Here is a 17,433-nt window from a genome sequence, read left to right as displayed (position 1 = left end):
GGCAAGATTCTACTTTGTATAAACATTGGCTTTTTGACGCTTGTATGTAAAATCTGATGCATTTATTGCATAAAATAGCAACTATTTTGCATAGAGACGTCATTCTTGCTCATTCACCCCTCCCGTAGGTGAAACGAATCTGCATTGTCCATGATAATTTTTAGAAAGACAGACTCATTACCATAGATATCGCGGAATTTGAATTGTGGAATTTGGTCAGCCTCATCAACCCAAAAATTATCACCCCCCGGGCTTTCGAAATAAAGCCTACTCAAACTAACAACATCGGTGCGTGTTGTTGTGACTATCTCCTCTTGTGGGGTAGCTTCCCTTTTCAGACTGCTACTGAGATCTGGGGAATCATTTATTACGACCCGATAAGCAGCTCCAGCTGTTCTCTTGGCACTATATGTCCCCCAAAGAAACCAAAGGTAAAGATTGTTACTTCTTGTATGATGGGTAAATCTTCGGTAATCATACTTAAAGGTATCTTCATCGTTTATGGTATTTCGAATTTCAACATCATGAATTGCATACCCCTGACCTTTTTTAGGAAAAAGATAATAATTATTTTGAGTCCATTCCGGGTATTGAAACGAAATTTGCGTATGCTCTCCTCCTAATATATCAATTACAGTGATGGTCCGTTTTAATTCATATGTGCCATAGGCGACATTTTCTTCAATTTGTGGTGTTGGCACCAGATCATCAAAATGATAAGTGATTGGTTCATGACCTGTAACAACAATATGTGATCCCTTATAATGAGAATCATCTGATGAATACGTTTCTCCATCCAATGTAACTTTTGCTATTATTTCGATGAGTTCACTTTTTTTTGTTTTCAGCCAATAAATTTTTTTCTGAGGTTCAGAGTCATCACTGAGCGCGTCTTTTCCATATGATAAATTTGTGTCTCTTGTTATACTACGTCCTGGAAACTGGTGACGGTAATCGTTTTCCTCAGAACTGTATTGCCAATCACCAGATAATTTCTCACCTGTTATTTTATTAACTAATTCAATACTATTTAATTGTTCAGGAGATAAGGTTACCACCTCCTCATTATCGGTCGCAGCTTGTATATTAATAATGATACCAACTTGCATATTTCCATTAGCAAACAGATGACCTTCCCTTTTTCCACCAAATAATTCAAGATTAAAGGTGGGTAGCCTCATGATTTTTTTTGAAAAGCCATTTCTTTTTTGTGTGTTCATTATAATTCCCCTTTGAAAAAATAAGAATAAAAAACTCATTATCCTTTTAAGGAATTCTTGACTTCTTCCATTGCGATATTAAAAAACAATAGCGACATCCCATTGTTCAAATTAGGTATATATAATATTATATCCAACACTGAAATATTTCCAGAATAAATTACAAAAATAATATTACATAAATTAAATTACTTAAACAGCCAAATGGAAATTAAAATAAAAATGGCAACAAATTATTATTTAATAATATATTTTTTCATAATATTATTTAATGATAAAAATTCATTAATATATATCCCAGAGACACAGACAGCCCCCTATCTATATAACATCATGCGATATAGCGATGTGTCACTGGGGAAAATAATTACCGTTAAGAATTAAGAAAGTTGAGACTGTGACTGCTCCCCACCCTATCCCTATCGGGCGAGCAACTGTCTTAAACGATAGTATTGGCGATCTCAGCAGATGTTTTTAATACTCTGATTTGCATAAATAACTCATCCGCTTCATTATACTCTTTGCGCAAATACCCCAGCCATTGCTTGATACGGGCAACGTGATAAAGCCCCGTATCACCCTGTTTTTCGAGATAAGTATATTTTTGCAGTAACTTAAGTACATCACTCCATGGCATCTTTGGTTCGTTATATTTAATTACGCGGCTCAGATTTGGCACATGCAGGGCGCCACGGCCTACCATCACAGCATCACATCCTGTCGTTTTGATACACTCTTGGGCGCTCTGCCAATCCCAAATCTCACCGTTGGCAATGACAGGAATAGCAAGGCGACGCCGAATCTCCCCTATCGCCTTCCAGTTGATACGCTCTGCTTTATAACCATCTTCTTTGCTCCGCCCATGCACAACCAGCTCGGTTGCACCCGCTTGCTGGACGGCATCCGCAATCTCAAATTGGCGTGAAGCAGAATCCCATCCCAGACGTACTTTTACCGTTACCGGCAAATGTGCAGGCACGGCTTCACGCATAGCTTTAGCTCCCTGATAAATGAGTTCGGGATCTTTTAATAAGCTAGCGCCTCCACCACTGCCATTTACTGTCTTGGACGGACAACCACAGTTTAAATCGACACCCCATGATCCCAACTCAACCGCCCTGACAGCATTTTCTGCCAACCATTCTGGATATTGCCCAAGGAGCTGGAGCCTGACAGGCGTTCCCGATGGTGTACGGCTCTGATAATGCAGTTCAGGGCACAACCGGTAAAAAGATTTTACCGGCAGTAAGCTGTCAACCACACGCAGGAATTCAGTAATACACAGGTCATAGTCATTGATTTCACTCAACAGTTCTCTAACCAGAGAATCCAAAACCCCTTCCATCGGAGCCAGCAAAACGCGCATGGATTACTCTCCCGCCACCGAAGCACGTGGAGTTTTGGTTGCCCGATTTTTATTTACCCGGTTTTGTTTGGAATGGCTTGGTTTGCCATTTCTGTGTGGGTTATTACCGCGAGGATTATTACCACGAGAGTTATTATCACGGCTATTGCGCCCGTTTTGGATAGGTTCAGCTTTGATAGAAGGATCAGGTTCATAACCCTGAATGGCAATGCGTGGAATTTCTCGCTTCAATAGGCGCTCAATATCTTTCAGGAGTTTGTGTTCATCGACACACACCAGCGATATTGCTTGCCCAGTAGCTTCTGCACGCCCAGTACGACCAATTCGATGCACATAATCTTCGGCAACATTTGGCAACTCATAGTTGACGACATAGGGTAATTGGTCAATATCCAGTCCACGGGCAGCAATATCCGTTGCCACCAACGCGCGGATTTTCCCTGTCTTAAAATCAGACAGCGCACGGGTTCTTGCCCCCTGACTTTTGTTGCCGTGGATCGCAGCAGCAGTCACACCATCTTTGTTCAATTGCTCCGCCAACCGGTTTGCACCATGTTTGGTTCGCGTAAATACCAACACCTGTTGCCAGTTCTGGCTGCCGATCATATAAGAGAGCAATTCACCCTTGCGCTTTTTGTCTACAAAATGGATTGCTTGTTCAATTTGCTCAGAGGCCGAATTACGCCGTGCCACTTCTACGCTTACTGGATCTTTCAGTAACTTATTGGCGAGGCTTTTAATTTCATCAGAGAATGTCGCAGAAAAGAGTAAATTTTGGCGTTTTGCTGGCAGCTTGTTCAACACACGACGAATATCGTGAATAAAGCCCATATCCAACATGCGGTCAGCTTCATCTAGAACCAGAATCTCTACGCGAGAAAGATCTACCGCATTTTGATGCTCCAAATCCAGCAAACGCCCCGGCGTTGCTACCAGAATATCCACACCACCGCGCAATTTCATCATCTGCGGATTAATGCTGACACCGCCGAATACAACAAATGAACGTAATTTGAGATATTTGCTGTAACTACGTACATTTTCCCCCACCTGAGCCGCCAGTTCTCGGGTTGGGGTTAAAATCAACGTCCTGACAGGACGGCGACCTTTTGCCTGAATCGGGGATTCACACAAAAGTTGCAAGATAGGCAAAGTAAACCCTGCGGTTTTTCCCGTGCCTGTCTGGGCACTGGCCAGCAGATCTTTGCCGGATAACACAACAGGAATGGCCTGCTGCTGAATAGGGGTGGGTTCCACGTAGCCTTGTTCTTCAACGGCACGCAAAATATCAGCCTTCAAGCCGAGTGACTCAAAATTCATAAATAAGAAATACTCCAGACTTCACCATGCCTGATATCAATTCAGGGGCAGTTTTATGGGAAGAAAACAGACGCGGTAAAACGCAAAGAAACTACACAAACTGCAATGCACCGTATATAAATAGGGCATGATTATAACAGATATGTCTTTCCACGCAGGCCAAAGAGAGCAATAAATTCGTCTAAAATTGACTAAATCTCTTTAGCCAAGGGAAATGAGCCAAAACTGGACGATTATTTTTTATGGGTGTCTATTAAAAAGACAATTTGTAGCAACTTTACATCTAATTACTTTAGTTTTAAAGTTAATCATACGATTGATATAGTTTTCAGCACTCCCGAAAACTCTTTGTCACAGGAAATATTTTGACATGGTAGCAAAGAAGGCCCAGACATTACGAGGCGAGCACGCCAAACAACAACTTCTGGAAGCAGCAATAGAAATTTTTGGCAAATCAGGTCTGGATGGCGCTACTACCCGCAACATTGCCCAACATGCACAGCAAAATATCGCAGCTATCGCATACTATTTCGGTTCCAAAGAAGGATTATACCTCGCCGTTGTGCAACATATTGCCGATAAGCTAAAAGCAGAGTTTTCACCTCTCATTGAAGCCATTGATCATTTTTTTGAGAAGACACCCAAACCCTATCCAAAAGACCCAATACTGGCATTTATTCATCAGGGAATGGTGAGCTATAACCGCCTGATTTTCGAGAAAAGCAGTATCAATATCAGCCGGATCATGTCCCATGAACAATTGACGCCAACAGAGGCTTACAGTGTCATGCATGAACAGGGACTAGCCCCAATTTATTCGCGGTTGAATAAACTCATCGCCAATTATATCGGAGCCGATGAACGCCAAATTTCCACCCAGATTCACACTCATGCTTTATTGGGTGAAATCCTTTCTTTCCGTCTGGCCAGGGAAGCCTTATTGCGCCAAACCGGATGGGACAATATTGGCGCCAAAGAATACGAATTAATCAATCAGGTTTTATCTCAACACATCAATTTATTGCTTGATGGGTTAAGAGAGAAATCAAAAATACATACCCAATAACTCTTAAGCAATGGCATAACCAACGAAGCCACCACTTGAAAGATAGAGGGTATAAATTGAACAAGGCATAAGGGATGGTATGAACAGTAAAAAGTTTGCTCTTGCCCTATTGGCGCTCATTGTTGTTATCAGTGCGATTGTCGGTATCTACTATTATCAGGAACAAAATAGCAGGGAGCTAACCCTGTATGGCAATGTCGATGTCAGGACTGTCAACCTCAGTTTTCGGGTTGCCGGTAAACTGGCTGATCTACAAGTGGATGAAGGTGATGCCATTACGGTGAACCAGACACTTGGTCGCCTTGATGATACCCCCTTTATTAATGCCTTGAATCAGGCCAAAGCGGCTCGTGATGTCGCCAAGGCCAATCTTGCCAAAGCTGAAGCGGGTTATCGCAGCGAAGAAATTGCCCAAGTACGTGCTGAAGTAAAACAAAAAGAGTCAGCATTCCATTTTGCCGATAGCTTCCTGAAACGCCAACAAGGCTTGTGGCAAAGCAAAACCATCTCAGATAATGATCTGGAAAATGCCAGAACTGGACGCAATCAAGCACTGGCAGCTTACCAGGCGGCAAAAGATAAATTGCGTCAGTTCGAGACGGGTTATCGCATAGAAGAAATTGCGGCAGCAAAAGCCCAACTTACTCAGGCAGAAGCAACCGTAGCACAGGCGGAACTCAACCTGAAAGATACTCAACTCACTTCTCCATCGGCAGGGATGATCCTAACCAGAGCCATTGAACCAGGCACCATGCTGGCGGCGGGCAACACGGTTTTTACCCTGTCCCTCACCAATCCCGTTTGGATCAGGGCATATATTGATGAACCTCATCTCAATCAGGCTACCGCTGGACGGGAAGTTTTGATTTATACCGATGGGCGGAAAAACCAGCCCTATCATGGCAAAATCGGTTTTGTTTCTCCCACTGCCGAATTTACTCCCAAAAATGTCGAAACACCTGATTTAAGAACAGACTTAGTTTATCGCCTGCGCATCATTGTCCTTAATCCTGATGAGGGACTGAAACAAGGAATGCCTGTTACCTTGCGTTTTGCTGAAATAAATTTTACTGAAACAAATAAGTAGGCGATAACATGACCAGTTCAGCTTATACGATAAAACTGAACGGTGTGGAGAAAACTTTTCCAGGATTAGACGTTCCTGCTGTATCCCATCTACAAGCAGAAATTCAGGGTGGATCAGTGACGGGTCTTGTCGGTCCAGATGGTGCTGGAAAAACCACGCTGATAAGAATGTTAGCCGGATTATTGAAGCCTGATAGCGGCAATATTGAAATTATGGGACTTGATCCCATCAAGGACAGTGTTCAAGTACGTTCTGACCTCGGTTACATGCCGCAGAAATTTGGCTTGTATGAAGATTTAACCGTAATGGAAAATCTCACTTTATATGCCGATTTGCGTGGTGTACTGGGCGCAGAGCGCAAAACTACCTTTCAGAAATTACTCACCTTCACGGATTTAACCCATTTTACCGGACGGTTAGCCGGGAAATTGTCCGGTGGCATGAAACAAAAACTGGGGCTTGCTTGCACTTTATTAGGTAGCCCGAAAGTTTTGCTACTGGATGAACCTGGTGTAGGCGTTGATCCCATCGCCCGCCGTGAGTTATGGCAAATGGTTCATGAACTCGCTTCTGACGGCATGTTGATCTTATGGAGCACCTCTTATTTGGATGAAGCCGAATTATGTCGTGATGTTTTGCTTATGAACCAAGGTAAGCTGCTCTATCGCGGCCAGCCACAAGAATTAACCCAAAATATTGCGGGTCGATCTTTTTTGCTTGATGTCAAACAAGATGCGCGGCGCAAAATGTTGCAACATGCCCTCACCTTGCCCCAAGTGACTGATGGTGTAATTCAGGGAAAATATGTTCGTCTGATCTTAAAAGAAGAAGCGGATAAAAATGCATTACTCCAACAAATAGGGTTGCCTGAAGCCAATCTCTTCGAGGCCGAACCACGTTTCGAAGATGCATTTATCGACTTATTGGGTGGTGGCCCATCCCATCGTTCCGAATTGGCAGAAATAATGCCTCAAATCCCACCAAACCCAACGGAAACCGTGATAGAAGCCCGTAGCCTGACTAAAAAATTTGGCGATTTTGCTGCCACTGACCAAGTCGATTTTCAGGTGAAACGAGGGGAAATATTCGGCCTATTGGGGCCAAATGGAGCCGGAAAATCGACTACCTTCAAAATGATGTGTGGTTTAATGATCCCCACTTCAGGCAAAGCGCTGGTTCTGGATATGGATTTAAAAACCGGTTCAGGCAAAGCCCGCCAACACCTTGGCTATATGGCCCAAAAATTTTCACTTTATGGCAACCTGACTGTTGAGCAGAATCTTAAGTTTTTCTCCGGTGTTTACGGCTTGAAAGGTCGCCATCAACAAGAAAAGATGTCTGATATGATCCGAGCGTTCAATCTTAGGCCAATCTTACATCAAAAGACTGATAGCCTTCCGCTCGGGTTTAAGCAACGACTTGCCCTTTCCTGCGCATTGATGCACGAACCTGATATTCTGTTTTTGGATGAACCCACTTCGGGTGTGGACCCGCTGACCCGTCGAGAATTTTGGTTACATATCAATGGCATGGTAGACAAAGGGGTAACTGTGATGGTCACAACCCACTTTATGGATGAAGCCGAATATTGTGATCGTATCGGGCTGGTATTTAGAGGCAAATTGATTGCAGCCGGAACGCCCGATGAACTGAAACAACTGGTTACCACGGATAAGCTCCCTAACCCTTCCATGGAAGATGCTTTTATCGATCTCGTGTTGAACTACGATAAGGAGCCGCAATGAGTCATCCTGAACATATAACATCCCAACAAGCGGTCAGTTTCTCATGGCGTCGATTGAAAGCACTCTGTATCAAGGAGACTAAGCAAATTGTCCGTGATCCCAGCAGTGCTTTGATTGCGGTAGTTATCCCTTTGATGTTGCTCTTTATTTTTGGTTACGGCATTAACCTGGACTCCAGCAAGCTTCGCCTTGGTATTCTAATGGAACAGCAGAGCGAGGACGCCAGAGAATTGGTGCATGTATTTACAGGATCGCCCTATATTGATGCCACCATCAGCGACAATCGCCAGCTCTTAATCAAAAAAATGCAGGAAAACCAAATTCGGGGCATTATCGTCATCCCTGTCAATTTTGATGCCCAGCTTGCCCGCGCAGACGGCCATGCCCCCATCCAGGTTATTACCGATGGCAGTGAACCTAATACCGCCAATTTTGTGCAGGGCTATACCAAAGGTATCTGGCAAATCTGGTTACAACAGCGAGGGCAAAATCGTGGGGTTGCAACGACTCCCTTGATTGATACACAAATCCGCTATTGGTTTAATCCCGCCGCCATTAGCCAGCATTTCCTTATTCCTGGTGCTGTTTCAATTATTATGACCGTGGTAGGCGCAATTCTTACCTCGCTCGTCGTCGCCCGTGAATGGGAACGCGGAACCATGGAAGCACTACTTTCGACCCAAGTTACCCGCACCGAATTGTTGCTCGCTAAATTATTACCCTATCAAATGCTGGGGTCTTTTGTCATGGTACTTTGCATGTTATTCACAGTGTTTGTACTGGGAGTTCCCTATCGCGGCTCACTCTGGATATTAGCATTAGTCTCCAGCCTTTATCTCGCTACTGCCCTGGGTATGGGGTTACTAATTTCCACCCTAACACGTAATCAGTTCAATGCGGCGATGATTTCTCTCAATGCAGCTTTCTTGCCTGCCATTATGTTGTCTGGTTTTGTTTTCGAGATAGACAGTATGCCCGTACTTATTCAGGCTTCGACTTATGTCATACCGGCTCGTTACTTTGTCAGCAGCCTACAGACGCTCTTTCTGGCTGGGAACATTGGTACTGTGTTGATGACAAACCTGCTCCTGCTAATTGCCAGTTCCATTGTCTTTATCGGCCTGACCGCGTGGAAAACCCGTCGGCATCTGGAGTAAATAAGGAAAGAGCATGTTTTATCGTCTGTATACACTCATCATGAAAGAGTTACAGTCTCTTCTGAGAGAACCGCAAACACGGAACATTTTGATTTTAACTGTGATTATACAAATGATCCTCTTTCCGTGGGCCGCAACGCTGGAAGTCAAAAATGCCACCATTGCTATTTATAATGAGGATAAAGGACATGCATCAATTGAATTGACCCAACGGTTGGCAAAATCAAAAGCATTTCCTGATGTTATTTTGCTAACTAGTTCGCAAGAGATCCGCCCTACTCTGGATAACCGCAAGGCATTATTGCTGGTGCGCTTTCCACAAAATTTCAGTGCTGATCTCGCCAACCATAACCCGACATCAATTCAAGTTTTGTTGGATGGGCGTAATTCAAACAGTGCCCAAATTGCAGCCAACTATATCCAGCAGATTGTGATGGATTACCAAAAACAACTGTTGGGAAATGCCCCTAATTTCAATAATAGTGAACTCATTGTGCGTAACTGGTATAACGCCAATTTGGATTACAAGTGGTTCGTCGTACCGTCGCTGGTTGCCATGATTACTACGATTGGTGTTCTCATTGTCACAGCATTGTCAGTCGCCCGTGAGCGGGAACAAGGAACGCTGGATCAGTTGCTGGTCTCTCCACTGGCAACCTGGCAAATTTTCCTTGGCAAAGCCATTCCGGCATTGGTTGTGGCAACGATGCAAGCAAGCATTGTTTTGCTGATTGGAACACTGTTCTATCAAATTCCTTTCGCGGGTTCATTGCTGCTATTTTATGGCTGTATGTTGATTTATGGCTTATCCCTGGTGGGTTTCGGTTTGCTGATTTCTGCTGTCTGTTCCACCCAGCAACAAGCATTTATTGGTGTATTTGTGTTTATGATGCCCGCTATTTTGCTTTCTGGTTATATCTCTCCGGTCGAGAATATGCCCGTTTGGTTACAAAACATCACCTGGATTAACCCAATCCGGCATTTTACAGATATTACCAAGCAGATTTATTTGAAAGGGGCTGATTTATCCGTTATTTGGCCAAACTTATGGCCTTTATTGGTGATTACTGCAACAACTGGAGGGATCGCTTATCGGCTGTTTCGAAGTAAGATTGCCTGATAAATTTAAAGCAGATTCGAAAGATTAAATGACCTTTTAAAAAACCCTGACAAGGCAGGGTTTTTATATCAAAAAATAATTCAATATATCAGTGACTATCGACGATCACCCAAAATACGCAACAGCATCAAGAACAGGTTAATGAAGTCCAGATACAGAGTCAGTGCACCAGTAATTGAATACTTGCGCAGGTTTTCTTTATCGTTAACATCCAATTGTTCACCCATTTCTTTCAGTTTTTGGGTATCGTATGCCGTCAAGCCAGCAAAAATTACAACACCAATATAGGTGATTGCCCACATCAACGCTGGGCTTTTCAGCCAGATATTTAGCAAAGAAGCCAGAACAATACCAATTAGCCCCATAAACAGGAAGCTACCCAGACCACTCAAACTACGTTTGGTGGTATAACCATAGATACTCAATGCACCGAACATACCCGCTGAAACAACAAATGTGCTGGCGATAGAACTACTGGTATAAACCACAAAGATACTGGAAAGTGTCAAACCCGTTAGCATAGAGTACAGCATAAACAGCCCTGTCGCCATTGCCCCACTCATTTTATGAACCAAACCAGACAGCACAAATACTAACGCAAGCTGTGCGATGATTAAGCCATAAAAAACAATAGAGCTACTGAAAATGGCGTATAAAATTTCAGGGGTATTTGCCACATACCATGCAACAAATGCAGTTAACAACAAGCCACAAGTCATCCAACCGTAGACTTGTGCCATGTAAGTTTGTATACCAGAACCAGTTTTCTGGACAATCGAATCATTAGAACGTTGATATCGATCCATGATGATTACCTTTTCATGACAATGTTTAAGGATTAAGAATGTTTAAAAATAAACAATCTATTCAAAAGTTATACATTAGCATAGAACATTAATAAAACCATCCGCCAATTAATGGCAATTTCAGTGACATATTATTTATTTGTCCAGTTTCCGAGATAGTCCGCAGAACGAACCCCCAAAAGCTGTTTTACCAGCGACTTACCGCATCCCAGTCACTCTGCCTCGCCTCTACCCAGCGCTCTCCCTCCACAAGTGATTCTTTTTTCCAGAATGGAGCCTTAGTTTTCAGATAATCCATAATGAATTCAGCCGCCATAAAAGCCATATTGCGGTGAGAGCTGGTGACACCAACAAATACGATCTCATCTCCTGGGTACAATTCACCAATGCGATGAATAATGCTGACCCGTTGCAACGACCAACGTTGGCGGGCTTCATCAACAATTTTCCGCAACATCTTTTCTGTCATGCCAGCATAATGCTCCAGTGTTAGTGTCTTAATGGTGTCTCCTAAGTTATGGTTACGAACTTTTCCGGTAAAAGTCACAACAGCACCATCTTCATCACATTGCGAGAGCCATTGATACTCTTCACCAACACCAAATGTCTCCTGTTGGATACTGATCCGCGTATTTTCCATTTTTATCCCCCCGTAACAGGTGGGAAAAAAGCCACTTCATCATCATTATTCAGAGCATGTTCAGCGTGGACAAAAGATTGATTGACAGCAGACAACACTTTGCCTTCTTCCAATGCCAGTGCCCATCGTTCTCCCTTTTCAGTCAGTGCATGACGAAGATGCGCTACAGTTGGGTAATCATTAGGTAGTTCAAGTGAATCCGTTCCTACCAGCTCGCGAACTTGAGCAAAAAATAGTACCTTTATCATACCCCCACCTTAAAATTTTCTGATTTGCCACCACTTTTTTCCAACAAACGCACAGGCCCGATGACCATATCTTTTTGTACCGCTTTGCACATGTCATAAATTGTCAAAGCAGCCACAGATACCGCCGTCAAAGCTTCCATTTCCACACCTGTTTTCCCTGCCAAGCGGCAACAGGATTCGATTCTGACACGATTGTGTTCTGTTTGCGCTTCCAGCCGGACTTCCACTTTACTAAGCAACAGAGGATGGCACAGCGGGATCAATTCCCACGTCCGTTTCGCCGCCTGAATACCTGCAATACGAGCAGTAGCAAAAACATCTCCTTTGTGGTGATCACCAGCAATAATCATGGCCAAGGTTTCAGCCTGCATTTCAACAAATGCTTCTGCCCGTGCTTCACGCACAGTTTCTGATTTGGTAGAAATATCTACCATATGAGCTTCACCCGAAGTATTGATATGGGTTAATTGAGACATTTTACATTCCTAAAAATAGCACCTAAAACGGCTTCCGAAAAATACAGGCTAACCGCCAATAAAAGAAAGATTAGGAGTGATCCCGCTGTCTCCTTGATGTAAAAAGTGAGTTTCACGCTTATGGTGCAACCCACCTTGAATACGTAGTTTCAGGGCATCAAGCGATACGTTATCAGACAATAAATCACGCAATGGAATACCCTGTTCACCAAATAAGCACAAATGCAGATTGCCAATTGCTGATACCCTCAGACGGTTGCAGCTTTGGCAAAAGTCTTTTTCATACGGCATGATAAGGCCAATTTCTCCCTGAGAATCGGGATGACGAAAAACTTGCGCCGGCCCATCACTTCGCGCACGTTGCTGTTGTTGCCATCCCTGTTGTAGCAGTTTGCGGCGGATCACTTCTCCAGAAAGATGATGACGATGAAAAATGGCACGACCTTCCCCCGTTTCCATCAATTCAATAAAACGCAACTGGATAGGACGATGTTTAATCCAATCAAGAAAAGCTGGCAGGTTGGTATCATTCACATTCTTCATCAACACGACATTGACTTTCACTGTGTTGAACCCCGCCTCAAAAGCCGCGTCAATGCCACGCATAATCTGGAAAAATTTATCTTGTCCGGTAATAGCGTAAAATTGGCGGGGATCCAAACTATCAACACTCACATTAATCGCTGTCAGGCCAGCCAATTTCCATTGAGAAACATCCCGCTCCATACGGTAACCATTCGTTGTGACAGCAATTTTTTTGATTTGTGGATTTTCATGAACCGCAGCGATGATGTCGCAGAAATCACGGCGCATGGTTGGTTCTCCTCCAGTTAAACGAATTTTTTCTGTGCCAAGTTCAGCAAATGCCCGGCTAACCCGACGAATTTCTGGCAGGGAAAGGAATGATTTATGGCCATGAGGCCGGTATCCATCAGGCAGGCAATATGTGCAACGGAAGTTACACACATCGGTAATAGACAATCTCAAGTAATAGAACTTGCGCGAGAATACATCTACGAGTTGTTCCACAATAACACCTTCCAAGTACGGGAGATGCTGGCATTTCTACCTTGCATCCTGGTGACTCAGGAGCCACGGCCAGAGCATCATATCAATGTGATATCCATTTGATAGAACAGCGACTTAGACACAGAGGCTAGGGGTTAATATCAGTTAAATTTTATATGAACCTAAAATAAAAAGCTAATTCCTGATCCGATATATACCTTATTATACAACGAGTTAACTAAACGCGATAACATCAGCGCCCTACAGTGTTTCCAGGCTATCTATTCGCAATGATCGCATAGCATCGCATCAATTTCTGGAAGCATCATATTTTGTGATAAATTACACGAGATTTATTAAAGCCCCTATGTTTAGCCAATAACAGGAATCCTATGCGAAATCGCACATTAGCTGATTTGGATCGCGTTGTCGCCCTCGGCGGCGGTCATGGACTCGGACGCGTTATGTCTTCCCTTTCTTCTCTCGGAGCACGCCTGACAGGAATTGTAACGACAACGGATAATGGGGGTTCAACTGGTAGAATACGGCGCTCGGAAGGCGGGATTGCATGGGGAGATATGCGCAATTGTCTGAATCAGTTAATCACGGAACCGACCATTGCTTCTGCCATGTTTGAATATCGGTTCAGTGGCAATGGCGAATTATCTGGACATAATTTAGGCAACTTAATGTTGAAAGCCCTTGATCATTTAAGTGTCCGTCCTCTTGAGGCAATTAACCTGCTCCGCAATTTACTGAAAGTCAATGCACAGTTGATTCCTATGTCAGAACAACCGGTTGATTTAATGGCTGTCGATGAGCAAGGCAATACTGTGTATGGTGAAGTGAATATCGATCAACTTAATTGTGTACCACAAGAACTATTGCTTTACCCTCACGTCAATGCCACTAAAGAAGCACTGGATGCTATTGAGCAAGCAGATTTGATTTTGATCGGCCCAGGCAGCTTTTTCACCAGCCTAATGCCATTGTTGCTATTGGAGGATTTAACACAATCCTTACGACGCAGTAATGCAAACATGATTTATATCGGTAACTTAGGGAAAGAACTTAGTCACGCTGCTGCCAATCTATCATTAAAAGATAAACTTACCATCATGGAGAATAAGATTGGTCGCAAGATGATTAATGCGCTGATTGTCGGCCCGCGTACCGATATCAGCCCTTTCAGTGACCGCATTGTGACACAACAGGTTTTGGAAGCGCAGGATATCCCTTACCGTCACGATCGTGAATTATTGCGCCAGGCAATTGAGCATACTCTGCAAAAATTGGGTTAGCATTTCAATCCACTGACAAACTCTATTTAAAATAATGGGGTTTGTCTTTATTTATGATAAATACTGTTATCCATCATTAATCATGTTAAATAGTAATTAATTTATCATCAATGACCTGATAAACAAGCCTAAAACCAGAAGCACGTAATTTTACTTTATAACAATTGGGCATTCCACTGAGTTTAAGAGAAGGAATATGTGGATTTTCACATAACTTCTTTAGTTTCTTAACAAATTGTCGCGGAATATAGTGCTATCCAGTCTAGCCCACTCTTTTGCAGCATCTTCCCTAAATTTGACCGTATAAATCATCAATACTGATCCAAATCCACATCAATTAGAGGCTGATTTTCACGCTCCTGCACTATCTTGACTAATTCCCGATCATCCAAAGCATCCAACATTTTTTCATACAGTTCCGCAGGAACACAATAAAATGCAGGTTGATTTCTATTCAATATAGCAACTGGAGAGCCCCCTCCAGCACTGACAATCGCCATGGGGTTACGTTTTAACTCACTAACACTGGCCCTCATGTCACTCAAAATAATAGCAGCCATAATCCCTCCAAAAGACCAGTTAACAAGTCACGATGAATCACATAGACACGGATATACATTTTCAGGAATTGGTAATAAATTGCGCCCGCAATGCCTGAACCTGGTCACGAATATTGGCTGCTTGTTCAAATTCGAGATCCCGTGCATGTTGGTACATTTTCTCTTCCAGCACACGGATTTTTCTCTCCAGCTCTTTCGCCGACAGGTTGCGGTAATCATCTGTATCCAAGGTAACTTTACTTTTTCCTTTGGCCTTCCCTTTGCCATTAATCGGCTGACCAATTTTCAGGATATCACCAATTTTTTTCTTCAAACCTTGCGGAACGATGCCGTGCTCTTGGTTAAATGCCTGCTGTTTGGCGCGACGGCGTTCTGTTTCTTCAATAGCCCTTGCCATCGAATTCGTAATTTTGTCACCATATAAAATGGCCTTACCATGCAGGTTACGTGCTGCACGACCAATGGTCTGGATCAAGGAGCGTTCTGAACGAAGGAAACCTTCTTTATCTGCGTCCAAAATTGCCACGAGGGAAACTTCCGGCATATCCAGGCCTTCACGCAATAAATTGATACCAACCAAAACATCAAATTCACCAAGACGAAGATCACGGATAATTTCCACTCGCTCTACGGTATCAATGTCAGAATGGAGATAACGCACTCGCTCGCCATGCTCTTCCAAATACTCAGTCAAGTCTTCCGCCATGCGTTTGGTTAAGGTTGTGACCAACACTCGCTCATTGTTTACCGCACGGATACGAATTTCAGACAGCAGATCATCGACCTGAGTTGCCACCGGTCGAACTTCAACTTCAGGGTCAATTAACCCCGTTGGACGCACAACTTGCTCAACAACTTCGTGGCCAGATTTTTCTAATTCATAATTGCCGGGCGTGGCTGAAACATAAATGCTCTGCGGAGCCAGGGCCTCAAATTCCTCAAACCGCAACGGGCGGTTATCCAGCGCTGACGGCAAACGGAAGCCATATTCCACCAATGTTTCCTTGCGTGAGCGATCCCCTCGGTACATTCCACCAATCTGTGGAATAGTGACGTGGGATTCATCCACCACCAGCAAACCATCTGCCGGCAGGTAATCAAACAGCGTTGGGGGGGGATCACCAGCAGAACGTCCAGACAGATAACGGGAGTAGTTTTCAATACCAGAGCAGTAGCCCAATTCATTCATCATTTCGAGATCGAATTGTGTTCGCTGGGTGACACGCTGTTCTTCCAATAGCTTGTCTGACGCTAACAAAATCTTGCGCCGTTGTTCCAGCTCAATCTTGATCTCCTCCATCGCCTGAAGGATACGTTCACGCGGTGTAACATAATGGGTCTTGGGATAGATGGTATAACGCGGCACATGGTACTCGACCTGTCCCGTCAGCGGATCAAACTGGGACAGGCGTTCGACTTCATCATCAAACAATTCTACGCGCAAAGCACGTTCATCCGATTCTGCGGGGAAAATATCGATGACTTCACCACGTACCCGAAATGTTCCGCGCTGGAATGCCTGATCATTACGGGTATATTGCAGTTCCGCTAAACGACGCAAGATGGCACGCTGGTCAATTAACATGCCCTCAGTTAAATGAAGCATCATTTTCAAATAACTATCAGGATCACCTAAACCGTAAATCGCAGAGACAGAAGCCACGACGACGACATCACGACGTTCCAGCAAGGCTTTCGTTGCGGACAGCCGCATCTGTTCAATATGTTCATTCACTGACGCATCTTTTTCAATAAAGGTATCGGAACTGGGTACATAGGCTTCTGGTTGGTAATAATCGTAATAGGAAACAAAATACTCCACTGCATTCTCAGGGAAAAACGCTTTCATTTCACTATAGAGCTGTGCCGCCAGTGTTTTATTGGGAGCAAGGATCATAGTGGGTCGATTTAAGTTTGCGATAACATTGGCAATCGTGAAAGTTTTACCCGATCCCGTAACTCCCAGAAGGGTTTGATGGGCCAGTCCATCTTCCAGCCCTTCCTGTAACTGCCTGATGGCCGATGGCTGATCGCCTGCCGGCTTAAAATCAGAATGTAACTTAAATACCTTATTTATTTCTTTGCTCATTTTCCCCACGCCATCCATACATCGACAAAATTCTTTTTATCATACTGGATAAAAAACCAGCTTCAAGTAAGTTGGCAAAATAATGTTATTGCTCGGATGTTATTAATCTTATAATTTTAACCTTTCATTAACATTAAAGGTGGCTATTTTTATCCCCAGATAATGATCTTACTTTTTTCTATTTTTGTATTAATGACTGAAATGATAAAGCACTGAATAGCAAA

General features: G+C 43.5%; 16 protein-coding genes, 1 pseudogene and 1 riboswitch. Of the genes and pseudogenes, 6 read left to right on the top strand and 11 right to left on the bottom strand.

Translation table 11 applies throughout. The features are described from left to right. Positions 1–113: 113 nt before the first annotated feature. The 3 genes from BDE27_RS11035 to rhlE form a co-directional block, all read right to left on the bottom strand. A complete protein-coding gene (locus tag BDE27_RS11035) occupies positions 114–1,220 on the bottom strand; it encodes a hypothetical protein (protein WP_099131187.1) in 1,107 nt (368 codons plus the stop codon). Positions 1,221–1,659: 439 nt separating this feature from the next. Further along, positions 1,660–2,586, bottom strand: a complete 927-nt coding sequence (dusC, locus tag BDE27_RS11030; protein ID WP_099131186.1) for a tRNA dihydrouridine(16) synthase DusC — start codon at positions 2,584–2,586, stop codon at positions 1,660–1,662. Positions 2,587–2,589: 3 nt separating this feature from the next. After that, positions 2,590–3,906 carry an ATP-dependent RNA helicase RhlE gene (rhlE, locus tag BDE27_RS11025; protein ID WP_099131185.1) on the bottom strand — a complete coding sequence of 439 codons (1,317 nt, stop codon included), beginning with the start codon at positions 3,904–3,906 and terminating at the stop codon, positions 2,590–2,592. Between the two features lie 370 nt (positions 3,907–4,276). On the opposite strand from rhlE, the gene BDE27_RS11020 reads away from it, so the two are divergent. The 5 genes from BDE27_RS11020 (at position 4,277) to BDE27_RS11000 (ending at position 10,081) form a co-directional block, all read left to right on the top strand. After that, a complete protein-coding gene (locus tag BDE27_RS11020; RefSeq protein WP_099131184.1) occupies positions 4,277–4,972 on the top strand; it encodes a transcriptional regulator in 696 nt (231 codons plus the stop codon). Between the two features lie 79 nt (positions 4,973–5,051). Further along, on the top strand, positions 5,052–6,059 hold the full coding sequence (hlyD, locus tag BDE27_RS11015) for a secretion protein HlyD (protein WP_099131183.1): 1,008 nt from the start codon (positions 5,052–5,054) through the stop codon (positions 6,057–6,059). An 8-nt stretch (positions 6,060–6,067) separates the two neighbouring features. Further along, entirely contained in the window at positions 6,068–7,804 is a 1,737-nt protein-coding gene (locus BDE27_RS11010) for an ATP-binding cassette domain-containing protein (protein ID WP_099131182.1), read from the top strand. Then, entirely contained in the window at positions 7,801–8,961 is a 1,161-nt protein-coding gene (locus BDE27_RS11005; protein WP_099131181.1) for an ABC transporter permease, read from the top strand. The genes BDE27_RS11010 and BDE27_RS11005 overlap by 4 nt, the downstream gene beginning before the upstream one ends. A 13-nt stretch (positions 8,962–8,974) precedes the next feature. Beyond that, positions 8,975–10,081, top strand: a complete 1,107-nt coding sequence (locus tag BDE27_RS11000; protein WP_099131180.1) for an ABC transporter permease — start codon at positions 8,975–8,977, stop codon at positions 10,079–10,081. Positions 10,082–10,176: 95 nt separating this feature from the next. Here BDE27_RS11000 and BDE27_RS10995 read toward each other — a convergent pair whose 3' ends face one another. The 5 genes from BDE27_RS10995 to moaA form a co-directional block, all read right to left on the bottom strand. Then, entirely contained in the window at positions 10,177–10,887 is a 711-nt protein-coding gene (locus tag BDE27_RS10995; RefSeq protein ID WP_099131179.1) for a Bax inhibitor-1/YccA family protein, read from the bottom strand. 187 nt (positions 10,888–11,074) lie between these two features. Then, positions 11,075–11,527, bottom strand: coding sequence for a molybdopterin synthase catalytic subunit MoaE (gene moaE, locus BDE27_RS10990; RefSeq protein ID WP_099131178.1), 453 nt, complete (start codon positions 11,525–11,527; stop codon positions 11,075–11,077). Positions 11,528–11,529: 2 nt separating this feature from the next. Continuing rightward, the gene (moaD, locus tag BDE27_RS10985) at positions 11,530–11,775 is read right to left on the bottom strand and encodes a molybdopterin synthase sulfur carrier subunit (RefSeq protein WP_099131177.1); all 246 of its coding nucleotides are present in this window, start codon (positions 11,773–11,775) and stop codon (positions 11,530–11,532) included. Continuing rightward, entirely contained in the window at positions 11,772–12,251 is a 480-nt protein-coding gene (gene moaC, locus BDE27_RS10980) for a cyclic pyranopterin monophosphate synthase MoaC (RefSeq protein WP_099131176.1), read from the bottom strand. Before moaC ends, moaD begins: the two co-directional genes overlap by 4 nt. A gap of 48 nt (positions 12,252–12,299) precedes the next feature. Further along, entirely contained in the window at positions 12,300–13,283 is a 984-nt protein-coding gene (gene moaA, locus BDE27_RS10975; protein WP_208638591.1) for a GTP 3',8-cyclase MoaA, read from the bottom strand. Then, a riboswitch (molybdenum cofactor riboswitch) is annotated at positions 13,270–13,426 on the bottom strand. Its footprint overlaps the gene before it by 14 nt. Positions 13,427–13,651: 225 nt before the next feature. Here moaA and yvcK point away from each other — a divergent pair. Beyond that, on the top strand, positions 13,652–14,560 hold the full coding sequence (gene yvcK / locus BDE27_RS10970) for a uridine diphosphate-N-acetylglucosamine-binding protein YvcK (protein WP_099131174.1): 909 nt from the start codon (positions 13,652–13,654) through the stop codon (positions 14,558–14,560). A gap of 94 nt (positions 14,561–14,654) precedes the next feature. Here the strand turns inward: yvcK and BDE27_RS10965 are convergent. The 3 genes and pseudogenes from BDE27_RS10965 to uvrB form a co-directional block, all read right to left on the bottom strand. Next, positions 14,655–14,872 (bottom strand): annotated as a pseudogene (locus BDE27_RS10965) (type II toxin-antitoxin system RelE family toxin); the annotation flags it as partial. Continuing rightward, positions 14,872–15,120, bottom strand: coding sequence for a type II toxin-antitoxin system Phd/YefM family antitoxin (locus BDE27_RS10960; protein ID WP_099131173.1), 249 nt, complete (start codon positions 15,118–15,120; stop codon positions 14,872–14,874). The pseudogene BDE27_RS10965 and the gene BDE27_RS10960, both read right to left, overlap by 1 nt. Positions 15,121–15,181: 61 nt before the next feature. Next, complete coding sequence (gene uvrB / locus BDE27_RS10955) at positions 15,182–17,197, bottom strand: excinuclease ABC subunit UvrB (protein WP_099131217.1); 2,016 nt, start codon at positions 17,195–17,197, stop codon at positions 15,182–15,184. Positions 17,198–17,433 lie beyond the last annotated feature (236 nt).

Origin of the sequence: Xenorhabdus ehlersii, assembly GCF_003610465.1 — a bacterium.
Taxonomy (GTDB): Bacteria; Pseudomonadota; Gammaproteobacteria; order Enterobacterales; family Enterobacteriaceae; genus Xenorhabdus; species Xenorhabdus ehlersii.
The sequence above is the reverse complement of the archived record's forward strand: the minus strand, read 5'-3'. Positions and strand labels throughout refer to the sequence as shown.

Excerpts from the sequence above, each read along its gene's own strand:
- moaD (WP_099131177.1), bottom strand. The coding sequence starts at position 11,775 with ATGATAAAGGTACTATTTTTTGCTCAAGTTCGCGAGCTGGTAGGAACG.
- BDE27_RS11005 (WP_099131181.1), top strand. The coding sequence starts at position 7,801 with ATGAGTCATCCTGAACATATAACATCCCAACAAGCGGTCAGTTTCTCA.
- yvcK (WP_099131174.1), top strand. The coding sequence starts at position 13,652 with ATGCGAAATCGCACATTAGCTGATTTGGATCGCGTTGTCGCCCTCGGC.
- rhlE (WP_099131185.1), bottom strand. The coding sequence starts at position 3,906 with ATGAATTTTGAGTCACTCGGCTTGAAGGCTGATATTTTGCGTGCCGTT.
- BDE27_RS11010 (WP_099131182.1), top strand. The coding sequence starts at position 6,068 with ATGACCAGTTCAGCTTATACGATAAAACTGAACGGTGTGGAGAAAACT.
- BDE27_RS10995 (WP_099131179.1), bottom strand. The coding sequence starts at position 10,887 with ATGGATCGATATCAACGTTCTAATGATTCGATTGTCCAGAAAACTGGT.
- BDE27_RS11020 (WP_099131184.1), top strand. The coding sequence starts at position 4,277 with ATGGTAGCAAAGAAGGCCCAGACATTACGAGGCGAGCACGCCAAACAA.
- BDE27_RS11000 (WP_099131180.1), top strand. The coding sequence starts at position 8,975 with ATGTTTTATCGTCTGTATACACTCATCATGAAAGAGTTACAGTCTCTT.
- BDE27_RS11035 (WP_099131187.1), bottom strand. The coding sequence starts at position 1,220 with ATGAACACACAAAAAAGAAATGGCTTTTCAAAAAAAATCATGAGGCTA.
- dusC (WP_099131186.1), bottom strand. The coding sequence starts at position 2,586 with ATGCGCGTTTTGCTGGCTCCGATGGAAGGGGTTTTGGATTCTCTGGTT.
- moaE (WP_099131178.1), bottom strand. The coding sequence starts at position 11,527 with ATGGAAAATACGCGGATCAGTATCCAACAGGAGACATTTGGTGTTGGT.
- hlyD (WP_099131183.1), top strand. The coding sequence starts at position 5,052 with ATGAACAGTAAAAAGTTTGCTCTTGCCCTATTGGCGCTCATTGTTGTT.
- moaC (WP_099131176.1), bottom strand. The coding sequence starts at position 12,251 with ATGTCTCAATTAACCCATATCAATACTTCGGGTGAAGCTCATATGGTA.
- BDE27_RS10960 (WP_099131173.1), bottom strand. The coding sequence starts at position 15,120 with ATGGCTGCTATTATTTTGAGTGACATGAGGGCCAGTGTTAGTGAGTTA.